The organism is Actinocorallia aurea (genome assembly GCF_054783995.1).
The window spans coordinates 365470-381006 of the sequence record NZ_BAAGPQ010000014.1 but is presented as its reverse complement, the minus strand read 5'-3'; the positions used below and the strand labels follow the sequence as shown (position 1 = coordinate 381006).

Annotated in this window: 11 protein-coding genes; 4 read left to right on the top strand and 7 right to left on the bottom strand. The window is 74.0% G+C overall.

Annotated elements, in window-relative coordinates:
- Positions 1-23 precede the first annotated feature (23 nt).
- The 5 genes from ACYVOM_RS19535 to ACYVOM_RS19515 all read right to left on the bottom strand — a co-directional run bounded on the left by ACYVOM_RS19535 (position 24) and on the right by ACYVOM_RS19515 (position 6757).
- On the bottom strand, positions 24-1412 hold the full coding sequence (locus ACYVOM_RS19535) for a hypothetical protein (RefSeq protein ID WP_460304843.1): 1389 nt from the start codon (positions 1410-1412) through the stop codon (positions 24-26).
- A gap of 135 nt (positions 1413-1547) precedes the next feature.
- The gene (locus tag ACYVOM_RS19530) at positions 1548-1868 is read right to left on the bottom strand and encodes a DUF4233 domain-containing protein (protein WP_460304842.1); all 321 of its coding nucleotides are present in this window, start codon (positions 1866-1868) and stop codon (positions 1548-1550) included.
- Positions 1869-3266: a bifunctional folylpolyglutamate synthase/dihydrofolate synthase gene (locus ACYVOM_RS19525; RefSeq protein WP_460304869.1), complete on the bottom strand. Its 1398-nt coding sequence runs from the start codon at positions 3264-3266 to the stop codon at positions 1869-1871.
- Between the two features lie 44 nt (positions 3267-3310).
- Positions 3311-3976: a hypothetical protein gene (locus ACYVOM_RS19520; protein WP_460304841.1), complete on the bottom strand. Its 666-nt coding sequence runs from the start codon at positions 3974-3976 to the stop codon at positions 3311-3313.
- Positions 3977-4165: 189 nt separating this feature from the next.
- Entirely contained in the window at positions 4166-6757 is a 2592-nt protein-coding gene (locus ACYVOM_RS19515) for a valine--tRNA ligase (RefSeq protein ID WP_460304840.1), read from the bottom strand.
- A 126-nt stretch (positions 6758-6883) separates the two neighbouring features.
- Here ACYVOM_RS19515 and ACYVOM_RS19510 point away from each other — a divergent pair, with 126 nt between their 5' ends.
- Genes ACYVOM_RS19510 through ACYVOM_RS19495 form a run of 4 tightly spaced genes read left to right on the top strand, consistent with a single transcriptional unit; the run spans position 6884 to position 11080 of the window.
- Complete coding sequence (locus ACYVOM_RS19510; RefSeq protein ID WP_460304839.1) at positions 6884-7705, top strand: hypothetical protein; 822 nt, start codon at positions 6884-6886, stop codon at positions 7703-7705.
- Positions 7706-7757: 52 nt separating this feature from the next.
- On the top strand, positions 7758-8513 hold the full coding sequence (locus tag ACYVOM_RS19505) for a sensor histidine kinase (RefSeq protein WP_460304838.1): 756 nt from the start codon (positions 7758-7760) through the stop codon (positions 8511-8513).
- A complete protein-coding gene (locus ACYVOM_RS19500) occupies positions 8503-9147 on the top strand; it encodes a response regulator transcription factor (protein ID WP_281280973.1) in 645 nt (214 codons plus the stop codon). Before ACYVOM_RS19505 ends, ACYVOM_RS19500 begins: the two co-directional genes overlap by 11 nt.
- Positions 9137-11080, top strand: a complete 1944-nt coding sequence (locus ACYVOM_RS19495) for a sensor histidine kinase (RefSeq protein WP_460304837.1) — start codon at positions 9137-9139, stop codon at positions 11078-11080. Before ACYVOM_RS19500 ends, ACYVOM_RS19495 begins: the two co-directional genes overlap by 11 nt.
- Here ACYVOM_RS19495 and ACYVOM_RS19490 read toward each other — a convergent pair.
- Positions 11052-13622, bottom strand: coding sequence for a hypothetical protein (locus ACYVOM_RS19490; RefSeq protein WP_460304836.1), 2571 nt, complete (start codon positions 13620-13622; stop codon positions 11052-11054). The genes ACYVOM_RS19495 and ACYVOM_RS19490 overlap by 29 nt on opposite strands.
- Positions 13619-15436, bottom strand: coding sequence for an HSP90 family protein (locus ACYVOM_RS19485; protein WP_460304835.1), 1818 nt, complete (start codon positions 15434-15436; stop codon positions 13619-13621). Before ACYVOM_RS19485 ends, ACYVOM_RS19490 begins: the two co-directional genes overlap by 4 nt.
- Positions 15437-15537: the final 101 nt, after the last annotated feature.

Here is a 15537-nt window from a genome sequence, read left to right as displayed (position 1 = left end):
GGTGCCTCGATGTGCTGTTTTGATCAGGTGACCAGGTGCGAAATCCTATCGGTGCCGCGCGTGTCCCGGCGCCGGGCCGTCGCCTGCACGGCGGGGACCAGGCAGGTCGCGGCCACGGCGAGGCCCAGGGCCGCCGCCGTCCAGGCGCGTTGGGCGGAGGCCAGGGCGTCGAGCGGGCCGTCCCCCGCGGCGGCGTTGCCGAGCCCGGCGAGCTGGAGCGAGCCGGCGATGAGGCTGCCGCTCAGCAGCGCCGGGAAGCACAGGGCGAGCCCGAACCCGAGCGCGCCGGGCGGGGCCCCGCGCAGCGAGGACGCCAGGGCGAGTCCGGCGCCTCCGGCGAGCGCGACGAGGGCGGGACCGAGGAGCGGGCCTCCGGCCAGCGGGTCGTAGGCGAGCAGCAGTCCGGTTCCGGCGACCATCAGCCCGCAGCCGGCGCCGACCGCGGTGCGCGCGCCCCTGGCGTCCAGCGGGATCGTGGACAGCGCGGCGGCGAGGGCGGCGAACGCGCCGGCGCCGAACGGCCACAGCTCGTGCGGGCCGACGCCGCGGGCGGTGGCGGTGAGCCCGGCGAGCGGGGCGCTCACCGGCAGCACGAGCGTGCCGATGAGCAGCAGGACCGGGCCTGGCGCGAGCGGGCCCGAGGTGTCGCGCCCGGCGGCCAGGGCCATGCCGGTGAGCGCGGCGAGGCCCAGCGCGGCGACGATCAGGTTCACGCCCGGCGACCACGCCCGCTCCACGGCGAGCACCGCGAGGAACGCGAGGCCCGCCGCGGGCACGAGCGGGAGGGTCAACTGGGCGCGTTCGGCGGAGGTCGGCGGGACCGGGGCGCGCGAGCCGCGCAGGGCGAGCGCGGGAAGGGCGGCGACGAGCGCGGCGGCCGCGGCCCACGGGTGCGCGGTGAGCGGGTCGCGCCAGGCGTCCGGCCGGTCGGGGATCGCGCGGAGCACCGCGGGCATGGCCAGCAGCAGCCCGGCGACGAGCGCCCCGGAGAACACCGCGGACGGCAGGGGCGAGGGCCGCCGGCCGGCGAGGGCGGCGGCCGCGGCGAGCACGAGGCCCGCGCCGCATCCGGCCAGCGCCCGCGCGGCGCCGAGCGCCCAGGTGTTGCCGGCCTGGGCGACGAGCAGGCCGCCGAGCAGGACCGCGGCGAGCCCCGCGGCGAGCAGCGGTCCGGGAGGGCGCAGCCGGACGAGCACGGCAGCGCCGGGGACGGCCAGGACGAGGGCGGGCAGCGCCGCTCCGGCCGCCTGGACGAGTCCCACGGGGCCGCCGCCGAGTTCGGCGAGCGCGGGGTCGGCGACGAACGCGACGGCGTTCGGGACGGTCAGGACGGCGGCGGGGACGGCGAGGCAGACCGCCGCCGCGGCCACGGCGGACCCGGCGCCATTTCGCGCCCGGGCAGAAGGGGACACATCAGCTCCTGTCGCATCGCACCGGCGACTCCGACAGAGGAAATCGGACCGAACTGTTATTTCAGGAACTGTCGGTCATTGTGTACAGCTGGGCCATTCTCTTACCGCTCGGAGACGCCGCCGGAAACGACGAATTTAGCCGACCGAGGGCTCCTGGAACTTCCGTCCGAGCCAAATGGCATAAAGCCACAGCGCGGTGAACACGACACCGAGGATGTACATCGTCGGCACGATCGCGCCGAGCGCGATCACCACGATCTGGAAGCCCGTGGCCACCGGGACCCCCCAGCGGCGCCCCAGCGTCCCGGCCAGCGCGAGGGACAGCACGACGAGGACCCCGCCGACGATCCCCGCGACCTTGCCGTCCACGTCGGCGACGGAGATCGCCACCGGGATCGACAGGCCGAGGATGATCGCCTCACAGGTGAGGATCGTGGCCAGCATCCGTCGCACCATCTACTTCACCCTCAACAGCACTCGTGCGTCGCCGGCCGTCACGACCGACCCTGTGATGACCACTCCCGCGCCACCGAACTCGCCTTCCTCGTCGGCGAGCGCGATGGCCTGGTCGATCGCGTCGTCCAGGCGCGCCACGGCCCTGACCCGCTCGGCGCCCAGCACGCTCCCGGCCAGCTCCGCGAGATCGGCCGTCGGCATGGACCGGGGCGAGGAGTTGACCGTGACGATCGCCTCCGACACCACGGGCTCCAGCTCCTCCAGCATGCCCTCGACGTCCTTGTCGGCCGCCGCGGCGATCACCGCGACGAGCCGGTTGAACCCGAACGCCTCCGACAGCGCGCGCACCGTCGCGGCCATCCCGGCCGGGTTGTGCGCGGCATCCAGGATGACGGTCGGGCTGGTGCGGACGACCTCCAGGCGGCCCGGCGAGGTGACCGCGGCGAACCCGGCGCGGACCAGCTCGGGGTCGAGCGCGCCCTCCTGGCTCGCGGACGCCCCGGCGAACTCCCGGAGCGAGCCGCGGGTGACCTCGTCGGGGTCGAGGACGGCGTTGGTGGGCGCGCCGCTGGCGAAGACCTCCACCGCGGCGAGGGCGACCGCGGCGTTCGCGGCCTGGTGCTCGCCGAACAGCGGAAGGAACACCTCGTCGTAGCCCGCGTGGATGCCGCGGAAGTCCAGCAGCTGGCCGCCGAAGGCCAGCTCGCGGCGCAGCACCCCGAACTCCAGGCCCTCGCGGACGACCCGCGCCCCTGTCTCGGCGACCCGGCGCAGCAGCACCTCGGCGGCCTCGACGGGCTGCTGGGCGATCACCGCGACGGAGCCCGCCTTGATGATCCCGGCCTTCTCCTGGGCGATGTCCTCGATCGTGTCGCCCAGGTACTCGGTGTGGTCCAGGCCGATCGGGGTGACGACGGCCACGACCGGGTCGACCACGTTGGTGGCGTCCCAGGCGCCGCCCATGCCGATCTCCACGACCGCGACGTCCACGGGCGCGTCGGCGAACGCCGAGTAGGCCATCGCCGTCAGCGTCTCGAAGAACGACAGGCGGACCGGGTGCTTGCCGTCGATGATCTGGAGGTACGGCTCGATGTCGGAGTAGACCTCGGCGAAGCGCTCCTCGCTCAGCGGCTCGCCGTCGATGGCGATGCGCTCGCGCAGCGCGGACAGGTGCGGGCTGGTGAACCTGCCGACCCGCAGGCCGCGCTCGGTGAGCAGCGCGTCGATCATGCGGGAGACACTGGACTTGCCGTTGGTCCCCGCGACGAGGATGACCGGGCAGGCCCGCTGGGGCTCGCCGAGGAGGTCCAGAAGGTCCCGGATGCGGTCCAGGGTGGGATCGAACTCCCATTCGACCCCGCGCGCCATGACCGCCGCTACGGCGGCCCGATAATCCATCACCCTGAGAGGCTATCCCGCGTCCGGGACCAGAGCGTTCCGGGTCAGGCGCCCTGCGCGTCCCCGGTGACCGCGCTCCAGCCGCTCTGCTGGGCGCCCTCCTGCGGGACGTCCTGCCGCGAGTCGTCCTGCGGGACCGTGCCGTCCTGCTGGGTGCCGTCCTGCTGGGTGCCGTCCTGCTGGGTGCCGTCCTGGCCGGGCACCTGCCAGCCGCCTCCCTGCTGTCGGCCGCCCTGGCCGCCCCAGGGGAACCCGCCCTGGCCGCCCCCTCCGGGGAAGCCGCCCTGGTCGTCGAACCGGGAGACCTGCGCCGGACGGGAGACGTCGCCGTCGTCGAGGAGGGCGACCGCGCCGGCCATGATCACACCGCCGATCAGGCCGCCGACGAGGCCCGCCCCGAGCGCGGGCGCCCACGGCCGGCGCAGCACCCGCACCACGAGGTTCTCCTTCGCCGACGCGGGCGGCAGGACGTAACCGGGCGCGTAGGGCGGCTGCGGGTAGGGGCCCGGCTGCGCGAAGTGGGCCTGCGGCGCGTCGTCCGGGCCCGCCTGCGGCACATTGTCCGGGCCCGCCTGCGCCGCGGCGGTGCCGCCGACCGGCTCTGGCCGGACCGCCTGCACGGGCTCGGCGGACTCGCCTGGCACGGCGGCCGCGGGCTGGATCTCGGTCGCGGCGTCCGGGTCGGCCTGGACGGGGCGTTCCTCGCTCATGTCATTCCCCCTGGAGAAGTGGTCTGCGGCCCGGCGTCGGTTCGGGGACCTCTGCCAGGGCGCTGTCCACCGTGCAACCCCGCCCTGAGCCGACGCTGAGTGCTCCATGAGAGCGCCCTGAAAAGCCCCGGAGACGCCGAAGGCCCGGCCCCGCGGAGGTCGCGGGGCCGGGCCTTCGGGGATGCCGCGTCAGGCGCTCGGCAGGGCCGCGAGCTGGGCCTCCAGCCGGACGATGTCGGCCTCGGCGGCCTCAAGCCGCGCCTTGTTCTTGTTGATGACGGCCTCGGGGGCCTTGGCCACGAAGTCGGCGTTGCCGAGCTTGCCGGACGTCTGCGCGACCTCCTTGCGGGCGGCCGCGAGGTCCTTGGTGAGCCGGGCCCGCTCGGCGCCGACGTCGATCGCGCCCGCCGTGTCCAGCTTGACCACGACGCCCTCGACCGGCAGCGACGCCGTCGCGGTGAACGCGCCCTCGGGCACGGTCAGCCGCAGCAGCGAGCGGATCTGCTCCTCGTAGGCGGCCAGCGGGCTGCCATCGAGCTCCAGCGCCGCGGTGACCCGCTGCCCGGACTTGAGCCCCTGGTCGGAGCGGAAGCGCCGGACCTCGGTGACGAGCCGCTGGAGCGAGGCGACGACGCCCTCGGCCTCGGCGCTCACCCGCGCGGGGTCGGCGACCGGCCAGGCGGCCCGCACGACGGTCTCCTGCCCGGTGAGGGCCGTCCACAGCTCTTCGGTGACGAACGGGGCCATCGGGTGCAGCAGGCGCAGCAGCTTGTCGAAGACCTCGCCCAGCACGCGCCGGGTGGCCTCGGCGGCCTGGCCGCCCTCGGCCAGCGGCACCTTGGACAGCTCCAGGTACCAGTCGCAGACCTCGTCCCAGGCGAAGTGGTAGAGGGTCTCGCAGGCCTTGGCGAAGTCGAAGGACTCGATGTGCCTGTCGACGTCGGCGATGACGGTCTGGAGGCGGGACAGCACCCAGGCGTCGGTCGTGGAGACGGTCTGGGGCAGCGGGCCCGTCACGCTCGCGCCGTTCATGAGCGCGAAGCGGGTCGCGTTCCACAGCTTGTTGACGAAGTTGCGCGACCCCTGCGCCCACTCCTCGGCGACGGGCACGTCGCCGCCCGGGTTCGCGCCGCGCAGCAGCGTGAAGCGGGTGGCGTCGGCGCCGTAGCGGTCGATCCAGTCCAGCGGGTCGACGACGTTGCCGAAGGACTTCGACATCTTCTTGCCGTGCTGGTCGCGCACCATGCCGTGCAGGGCGATGACCTTGAACGGCTCGACGCCGTCCATCGCGTACAGGCCGAACATCATCATCCGGGCGACCCAGAAGAACAGGATGTCGTAGCCCGTCACCAGGACGGAGGTCGGGTAGAAGCGCTTCAGGTCGGCGGTCCGATCGGGCCAGCCGAGCGTGGAGAACGGCCACAGCGCGCTGGAGAACCAGGTGTCAAGGACGTCGCCGTCCTGGGTCCAGTCGGCGGGGATCTCCTCGTCCGGGCCGAAGCAGCGCTCCTCGCCGTCCGGGCCGTACCAGACCGGGATGCGGTGGCCCCACCACAGCTGCCGGGAGATGCACCAGTCGTGCATGTTGTCGACCCACGCGAAGTAGCGGGAGGACAGCTCCGGCGGCTGGATCGCGACGCGGCCGTCGCGGACGGCGTCGCCCGCGGCCTTGGCCAGCGGGGCGACCTTGACGAACCACTGGAGCGACACGCGCGGCTCGACCACGGTCTGGCAGCGCTGGCAGTGGCCGACGGAGTGCTCGTAGGGGCGGACCTCCTTGACGATCCGGCCCTGCTCGCGCAGCGCCTCGACCACCGCGGCGCGCGCCTCGTAGCGGCCCAGGCCCGAGAACGGGCCCTCGGCGACGACGGTGGCGTGCTCGTCCAGCACGACGAGGGTCGGCAGGCCGTGGCGGCGGCCGATCTCGAAGTCGTTCGGGTCGTGCGCGGGCGTGACCTTCACCGCGCCCGTGCCGAACTCGGGGTCGACGTGCTCGTCGGCGACGACCGGGATCTTCCGGCCGGTCAGCGGCAGCTCGATCTCGGTGCCGACCAGGTGGGCGTAGCGCTCGTCCTCGGGGTGGACGGCCACGGCGGTGTCGCCGAGCATCGTCTCGGCCCGCGTGGTGGCGACCACGAGCGAGGCGTCGCCGTCGCCGTAGCGGATGGAGACGAGTTCGCCTTCGCGGTCGCTGTGCTCGACCTCGATGTCGGACAGGGCGGTGAGGCAGCGCGGGCACCAGTTGATGATCCGCTCGGCCCGGTAGATGAGGTCGTCGTCGTAGAGCCGCTTGAAGATCGTCAGGACGGCGCGGGACAGTCCCTCGTCCATGGTGAACCGCTCACGGGACCAGTCGACGCTGTCGCCGAGGCGGCGCATCTGGCCGAGGATCCGGCCGCCGGACTCGGCCTTCCACTTCCACACGCGCTCCTGGAACGCCTCCCGGCCGAGGTCGTGCCGGGACAGGCCCTCCTTCTTCAGCTCGCGCTCGACCACGTTCTGGGTCGCGATGCCCGCGTGGTCCATGCCCGGCAGCCACAGCGCCTCGTACCCCTGCATGCGCCTGCGCCGTACGAGGGTGTCCTGGATGGAGTGGTCCAGGGCATGGCCCATGTGCAGCGATCCCGTCACGTTCGGCGGCGGGATGACGATGGTGTACGCCGGGGCCTCGGGGCTGCGCGCCGCGTCGGCCTCGAACAGGCCCGCGGAGGTCCAGCGCTCGTAGAGCCTGCCCTCGACATCGGCGGGGGTGTATTGGGTGGGCAACTGGGACTCGGTCACGAACCCCGATTCTACGGGTTGTCAACCCTTGCCCAGGGCGGAAGTGCCCCGTCGGGGCACATCCGAACCTCGATACGACAGAATGCGTCTACGGATACAACACCGAATATCCCCCTGGAGTGCAGCATGAGTGGTTGGAACCCCCCGCCTCAGGGCCCGGGCTACGGCGGGCCCCAGCCGCCGCAGCAGCCTGGCCAGAACCCCTACGGGCAGCCGCAGCCGTACGGGCAGCCCACCCCTCCCCCCGGCCCTTACGGGCAGCCGCAGCCCCAGGGCTACGGCACCCCGCCTCCCTTCGGCGCCCCCGGCACGCCGCCCCCGTTCGGCGCCCCGCAGCAGTACGGCACGCCCCAGCCCTTCGGCGCTCCCCCCGGGCCGCCGAAGCGGGTGAGCAGCAAGGGCGTGGTGATCATCATCGCGGCCTGCGTCGCGGCGGTCATCGTGCTCGGCATCGGCGTCCTGGCCCTGTCCGGCGGCGACGGCGGAAGCGGCCTCGGCGGCACCAAGTACACGCTGTCCACCCCCGACTCCGCAGGCGGCTACTCCAAGACGACGTCGTCGCAGGCCAACCCCTACGAAGCCGCCTTCGGCGGTGCCGGCTCCGTCGTCTCGGCGTCCTACGACGTCAACGGCACCGAGGTCGTCTTCACCGGCGTCACCGGCACCAACCTGCACGAGGACGACTTCACCAACGGCATGTCCAGCAGCGGCTCCGCCGTGACGATCCACGAAACGGACTCGGGCGGCCCTGGCTCGGCGGGCTGCGCCGAGGTGACCGCCGCCACCATCACCCTGCCGTTCTGCTACTGGGCCACCGGCACCACCCTCGGCATGGTCAGCGTCATGCCCGACGCGAACGCCATCGCCAGCGGAACGCCGCTCATGGGCTGGAGCGACCTGTCGGACATCATGCGCCAGATGCGTCCCGACCTGGAGACGCCCGCCTGATCCGGGACACGCGTCCCTGTCGCGTGCCCGCCCGATCCGGGAGAGTTCCCCCATGGTCGGCCTCACCGCGCTCGGCGCGTTCCTCCTGGGGCTCGCGGCCGGAGTCACCATGACCCGGCTGCGGGCCTCCTCCGGCGAAGATCGCGCGGGGGCGCTGCAGCGCTCCCGCGAACGCATCGTCGCCGACGCCCAGGAGGAGCGGCGCAGGCTGCGCCAGAGCCTGCACGACGATCTCGGACCCACCCTCGCCAGCCTCGCCATGGCCCTGGACACCGCGCGGATCACGCTGGCCCGCCGACCCGAGGAGGTCGGGCCGCTGCTGTCCGACCTGCGCGGGCGGCTGGCCGGCGCCGTCGGCGACATCCGGGACCTCGTGGCCGACCTGCGCCCGCCCGCACTCGACGACCTCGGCCTCGCCGGCGCCATCCACGGCCTCGCCGACGGCGCCGACGGGATCATGGTGCGGGTACGGATCAACGAAGACCTCGGCCATCTCCCCGCCGCAGTCGAGGTCGCGGCCTATCTGATCGTCCGGGAGGCGCTGACGAACGTCCGGCGCCACTCCCTGGCCCCCACCGCCACCGTGCGGTTGCAGCGCGGCCCCGAAGCCGTCCACCTCGTCGTTTCCGACCCCGGAAGGGGCCTGCATCCCGGTCGCTCGGAGGGCGCCGGGATCGCGGCGATGCGGGAACGCGCGGCGGAGGTCGGGGGCGTCTGCACCGTCGGTCCGCGGCCCGGCGGCGGCACCGCCGTGGTCGCCCGGCTCCCCCTCACCCAGCTCCCGGAGGAAGAACCACGTGTCCGATGACATCCGCGTGATCATCGCCGACGATCACCCCATGTTCCGGCAGGGCCTGCGCGCCCTGCTGGAGGCACTGGAGATCGGCGTGGTCGGCGAGGCCGAGAACGGCCCGGCAGCGGTCCAGCTCGCCCATGACGTCCAGCCCGACGTCGTGGTGATGGACCTGCACATGCCGGGCGGCAACGGCATCGAGGCGACCCGCACGATCACCCGCACCAGCCCGCACATCGGCGTCCTCGTGCTCACCATGTTCCGCGACGACGACTCGGTGTTCGCCGCGATGCGCGCCGGCGCCCGCGGCTACCTGCTGAAGGAGTCCGGCGCCGAGGAGATCGCCCGCGCGGTGCGGGCGGTCGCGGCAGGCGAGGCCATCTACGGCCCGGAGATCGCCCGCCGGGTCCTCACCTACTTCACCGACATGCCCGACCCGCGCAAGTCGGCCTTCCCCGAGCTGACGGACCGGGAGCGGGAGGTGCTCGAACTCATCGCCCAGGGCCGCAACAACGGGGAGATCGCGGGCATCCTGTTCCTTTCCCCCAAGACCATCCGCAACCACGTGTCGAACATCTTCATGAAGCTGCACGTGGCGGACCGTGCCCAGGCGATCGTGCTGGCGCGCGAGGCCGGCCTTGGCACGTAGGACGCTCCTGTGGACCGGCGCCGCCGCCGGCCCGCTGTTCGTGCTGCTCGCGTACTGGTTCCGGTTCGAGGCGCCCGCCGAGTACCGGACGAGCCAGTCCTGGCGACCCGAAGTGATCATGGGCGTGCTCTACCCGGTGTTCGGCGCGTTCCTGCTGAGCAGGCGCCCCGGCCTCGTCGTCGGCCGCCTGCTGTGGGTGATCGGGCTGTTCGCCGCGGCCTACTGGATGCTCATCCCGCTGTCGCGGCTCGCCCTCATCGAGGAGTGGCCCGGCGCCGTCCTGCTGCGCTGGACGGCGAGCTGGCTGTTCCTCGTCGAGTTCCTGCCGCTGCTCATGATCGTGTCGCTGCTCTTCCCCGACGGCAAGCCGCCGTCGCGCCGGTGGCGGCCGGTGCTGTGGCTGTCGGTCGCGTTCATCGCCTACAACGTCGGCTACGCCTGGGTCCGGCCGGTGGACTTCGGCGTGGGGCCGTACCGGGCGGTGAACCCGTTCGGGATCGAGGCCGTCGGGCGGCTCGACTGGATCCACCCGAACGTCATGGAGCCGATCACCGTCGCCGTCGCGTTCCTGGCGATCGGCTCGCTGGCCGCCCGGTTCAAGGCAGGCGACCCTGTCGCGCGGCGGCAGATCGCGCTCATCGCCTATCCGCTGCTCGGCACCGCGGTCGCCGGGTTCGCCGACATGCTGTGGCGGGACATCCCGTTCTGGCTGTTCGCGACCCTCACCTGCACGGCGGTCACCCTCGTGCCCGTCGCGCTGGCCGTCGCGATCCTGCGGTACCGGCTCTACGACCTCGACGTGATCGTCAACCGGACCCTCGTCTACGCCACCCTCACCGTGATCCTCGGCGCCGTCTACTTCGGGCTGATCTTCGTGGTGAGTCTGCTCGTGGCCACCCAGGCCGCGGGCCTGTTCGGCGCGCTGACCGTGGGCGCGCTGTTCCAGCCGGTGCGCAGCCGCGTCCAGCTCTCGGTCGACCTCATGCTCGGCATCGAACGCGATCCGTACCGGCTCGCCGACCGGCTGAGCAGATCCGTCCAGCGCGCCGAGGACCCGTCGGCCGCGCTCGCGGCGGCCGTCCGGTCGGTGCGGCGCGGCCTCGGCGTCTCGGGCGTCGCCGTGGAGATCGACGGGGTCGTGGCGCACACCGACGGGCTCCTGGAAGGCGGGCCGAAGGAGGTCCCGCTCGTCTGGCACGGCGAGCCCATCGGCCGGCTGCTGCTGTACGGGCGCGGCAGCTCCGACCACCGGCTCGTCGGGGTGCTCACCAGGCATGTCGCCGACCTCGCGCACACCGTGCGGCTGCTGCGGGTCTCGCAGCAGACGGTGATCGACACCCGGGAGGCCGAGCGGCGGAGGCTCAGCCGCGACCTGCACGACGGCCTCGGCCCCACCCTCGCGGCGCTCGCCCTGTCGGTGGACACCGCCCGGGTCAGGCTGACGACCGACCCGGAGGCCGTCGAGCCGTCCCTGACGGCCCTGCGGGAGCGGATGACCGAGGCGATCGGCGACATCCGCGAGCTGGTGCACGGCCTGCGCCCGCCCGCGCTGGACCGGCTGGGCCTGCTCGGCGCGGTCCGGGCCCTCGCCACCGACCTGCCCGAGCCGCGGGTGGACGTGGCGGCCGACGACCTCGGCGAGCTGACGCCCGTCCTTGAGGTGACGGTCTACCGGATCGTGCAGGAGGCGCTGACGAACGTGCGCAGGCACGCGCACGCGACCAGCGCCGAGATCCGGCTCACCCGCACCGCCACCCATCTGGAACTGGTGATCAGCGACGACGGGCGGGGCCTGCCGCGCCAGCCGAACTCCGGGCTCGGCCTGACCTCGATGCGGGAGCGGGCGACCGAGCTGGGTGGGACGTTCACGATCGCGTCCCGCCCGACCACCGGCACCACGCTGACTACCCGGCTGCCCCTTCCGGCGTCGTGAGCATGGCGGCGAGCTGCTCGCGAGTCCCCGTGAGCAGCTCGTCCACCGCGTCCGAAGGCTCGGCCGCGGCGACCTCCTCGACCAGGGCGAGGACCGCGCGCATCGCGGCGGGCCCGACCGCGTCCGACGCGCCCGGGTCGGGCGAGCCGTCCAGCTCGTGGTCGACCCAGGCCGCGGCGCGCAGGCACATCACCCGCGGGCCGAGCGCGCCCAGCTCCTCCCACAGCGCCGCCGCACGCCGGTAGGCGGCCCCGGACTCCTCGACGAGCCCGGCTCCGCCCAGCTCGTCGCCCGCGTACCAGGCGAGCTCCGCCTGGAGCTCCGTGCCGTCCTCCGCCTCCGCGGCGGTCGCGGCGCCCGCGAGGAACTGCTCGGCGGCGCGCCGGTGGTCGCCGGTCTCGCGCAGCGCCAGGCCGTACTGGCGCCGGGTGAACGCCAGAGAGCCGCCCTCGTAGGAGACCTCGAACCTGTCGGCGACCTGCTCGAACAGCCCGACCGCCTCGCCGCACCGGTCGAGGGCCAGATAGCCGCGGGCGGCGTTGCAGACATTGTGGACATGGTCGGGCTCGTGCACGCCCTCCCACAGGCGGGCCGCCTCCAGCGCGGCGTCCACGAGATCGGCGGCGCGGCCCTGCTGCGGGGCCAGGATCTCCACGAGATGGGATGCGAGCGGGGCGAGCTCATCGGGGCCGAGCGCGGGCCCCGCCAGCCGCAGCGTCTCCCGGAGCAGCGCCTCGGCGCGCGCCGCGTCGCCCGCGTTCGCGGCCTGGCCCGCGAGGAAGTGGGTCGGCATCGGCAGCAGCCAGTACCGCCCGGTCGCGACGTACCGCTCCCGCGCCTCGGCCAGATGCGGCCCGGATCCGTCGTGGTCGCCCGCCCGAAGGCGGATCCGGCCCAGCAGCTCCGCGTAGTGCGCGGCACGCGCCGCGACGGCCAGCTCCTCCGCGAGCGCCTTCTCGGCCTCGGCGGCGGCCGACGCGCGCGCGACGGACTCGGGGTCCTCCTCGCGCATCTCGACGAAGGCCGTGAACGGCACCGCTCGCCTGACCTCCAGGTACAGCGGAGCGGTCAGGACGCCGTCCTTCCAGGCGGCGTCGGCCTCCGCGGCGACCGCGTGCGCGGCGTCGGAGCCTTCGGGGTCGCCCGCCCGCAGCAGCGCCATGGCCCGGGTGGCGAGGGCCCTCAGCCGCAGCACGGGCAACTCCGCGAGGTCGGGCAGCAGCGCGGCGAGCCCTTCGGCCACCGCTTCGGGGGCCGACTCATCGTCGGTGCGCAGGAGCTCCAGCCGGATCTCCGGCGTCGGCTCCGGCCCGCCGCGCGTCGCGACCCGCCGCCAGGCCCGTCCCGCGCCCGGGTGGTTCAGCTCGCTCAGCCCGCGCGCCTCGGCCAGCAGTTCCTCGAAGGCGTCCGGCGGGACCGGTGCCGCGGGAGTGCGGACCGCGACCGGCACCGTGCTCCCCCGCGAGCCCAGCGGAAGGCGCTCCAGCAGCGGTTCGGCGTCGAACCGGGCGGCGAGCGCGGCCGTGCGGTGGGTGTTGCCGAACCGGGTGTCGAAGCGGCCCGCGAGCTCGAACGCCTCGGGCTCGGCCGCGGCCAGGACCGACCCGACGGTCCCCTCGGCCAGCGGCAGGTCGGCCAGGCCGAGCGCGGCGAGGCGGCGCAGCAGCACCACCGCGCCGGACAGGAACTCCAGGCGCACCCGCGGATCCTCGCCCGCGGCGGTCAGCCACGCGGCGTGCTCGGCGAGGATCTCCAGACCGCGCCCCTCGTTGCCGGTCAGCGCGCAGAACTCGATGTGGCAGCCGACCGGCCCGCGCAGGCTGTCGATCCTGCGGACCATCGGATAGCCCTTGAGGTGCGCCGAGCGGGCCTCGTCGGCCTTCCCCTCGCGCACCAGCGGGAGCAGGGCCTGGCCGAGCGTCGCGTGCGGCTCGGACGCGCACGTCTGCTCACCGTCCAGCACCGGAGCCCAGTACCGCAGCGCCCCGGCGTCGTCACCGGCCCACGCCCGCCAGTCCCCGAGGGCGTTGCTCTCGCAGGCGTGGCAGTCGGCGTAGCCGTCGCGGACCGCCGCGACCAGCTCCTCGAAGTGCCGGGCCGCCGCCTCCTGGTCGCCGGCCGTCTGAGCGAGCTGGCCGCGCAGGCCGTGCGCCGGGCGGAGGCTGATGCCGCGCTCCCGGTATCTGCGCTCCAGCTCCTCCATCCACCGCAGGACCGTCGGGACCGGCACCGCAGGGTTGTTGATCAGCGCCGACGTCATCCACTTGAGGTCCCAGTAGACGGTCCGCTCCAGGCCCGGGATCTCGGCGCCGTGCGCCTCAAGGATCTGGAGCAGGCGGCCGATGTGGACCGGGAGCCTCGCCCGCTCGGCGGAGTACTCGTGCGCGTGGACGAGCGTGACGAGGACGTCGGACTCCAGCTTGCGCGACGGGCACGCCCGCGCGTGCTCCGCGAGCCGCTCCAGCCGCTCCAGCCGCTGGCGGCCCTCCAGTGGCAGGGAGCGGGCCTCGCCCAGCGCGCGGGCGATCTCCTCGACGGTCATGCGTGTCCTCCCTCAGGCCCCGCGGTCCTGGCCGCCCAGCCCAGCAGGGCGTCGAACGCCCGGTTCACGAGCGCGATGTCCGCGGGGCGCAGCGGCCGACCCGTCATCAGCAGGGCCTGCCCGTACAGTGCCTCGACGGCCGCGGTGAGCAGACCGGGTTCGGTGATCGCGGCAAGCCTGCGGACGGCGGGGCTGCGGTGGTTGAGCACCAGGCGGGTCCGGGGCGCGCTGTCCTTGAGCGCGCCGAGGATGTCGGCCCACAGGTCGTCGGACTCGGCCTCGACACCGGCGCGGGCCCGCTCCCGGCGGGCCTCGCGCGAGTCGAGGTGCAGCGCGGAGACCGACACGGGCGCGAACGACCGCAGCACCACGTCGCAGTCCAGCGGATCGAGCGCGGCCCGCGCCGCGGCCAGGAACGGCGCGAGCGCCAGCTCGTCGGCCGGGTCCACCGGGTCGAGGGCAGCGGTCACCGCGTCCGCGCCCAGCTCCCGCACGACGGTGCCGGGCAGCACCCGGGGCAGCAGCGCGACGAGCTCATCGTCGTAGGTGTAGCCGCCGTTGACCACGCCGAGGCCCTGCGCCGAGGCGATCGCGGCGACCTGCCGGAACTCCTCGACGGTCGGGGCGACGTGCACCACGTCCCGGCCCCGGACGAACTCGGGCAGCGCCACCGGCCCGTCGGTGGTCTCGAAGCGCAGGAACGGCAGCATGATCGTCAGCAGTTCGACATCATGCCTGGCCAGCGCCTTGACGCCGAGGCTGTGCACGCCGAGGAACCGCGCTAGGCGGCCGGGCTCCTGGGCCGCCATGCCGGTCAGCCAGTCGCGCAGCCGCGCGCCGAGCGCGTCCCGGACCGCCGCGAGGGTCTCGTCCTCGTACAGGCCCTCGCGGGACGCGGTCGGGCGCAGCGTGTCGGTGTCGATGACGCACCGGACGAAGAACGCCCAGTCCGGCAGGAGGCCGGTGACCGCGTCGCCGAGCAGCATGCCCTTCAGGTAGACCCGGTGCCGTCCGGTGTCCGCAGGGCCCGCCGGGCTCGGCAGCACGTAGGCCGCGCCGCGCACGCCCGCCAGCGCCACGTCGAGTTCGACGACGTCCAGCGGGGCGAAGCCCAGGGTGTCGGCGCCGTACTTTAGCAGCGCCTGCCTGCGTTCGGCCGGCGAGGCGAACGAGCGGTCCCAGACCGCGCCGCCGCCGGTGATCGCCACGGAGCGGCCCGGCCCTTCGAGCGTGACGGGGAACGGCAGCAGCGAGCCGTAGTCGCGCGCCAGCTCGGCCACCCGGTCGAACGCGAACCAGTCCTCGGCGCCCCTGCGCGGGGTGAGGAAGACCGTCGTGCCGGGCTCGGCCCGCTCGGCGGGGCGCACCCCGTAGGTGCCGTCCGATGCAGCCCGCCACTCGACCGCGCCCGCCGCCGGATCGGCCGCCGACCGGGTCACCACCCGGATCTCCTCGGCGACCGTGAAACAGGCGAGCAGGCCGATGCCGAACTGGCCGAGGAACTCCCGGCGGGCGCCCTCGATCTCGTCCCGCTTGGACGAGCGGCCGATCGTCGCCAGGAAGCGGTGCACGTCGGCCTCGGTCAGGCCGATGCCCGGGTCGTCGACGCGCAGGCCCGCCCCGTCGGCGGTCAGCGTGATCGCGGCCGGGGCGTCCGGCTCGGTGCGCCGGCGGGCGGTGACCGCGTCGACGGCGTTCTGGAGCAGCTCGCGGACGTAGACCCGCGGACTGGAGTAGAGGTGATGGGAGAGCAGGTCGACCAGACCGCGCAGGTCGACCTGGAAGGTGTGTCCACCCGACTGATCTAGCGACATAGCGGGCAACTGTAGCGAAGACCCGCCTGCCCGACCGCTGGATTCTCCGCGGGAAACGACGAAGCCCGGCCCCTCGGGGACCGGGCTCGCGACGTGACGCC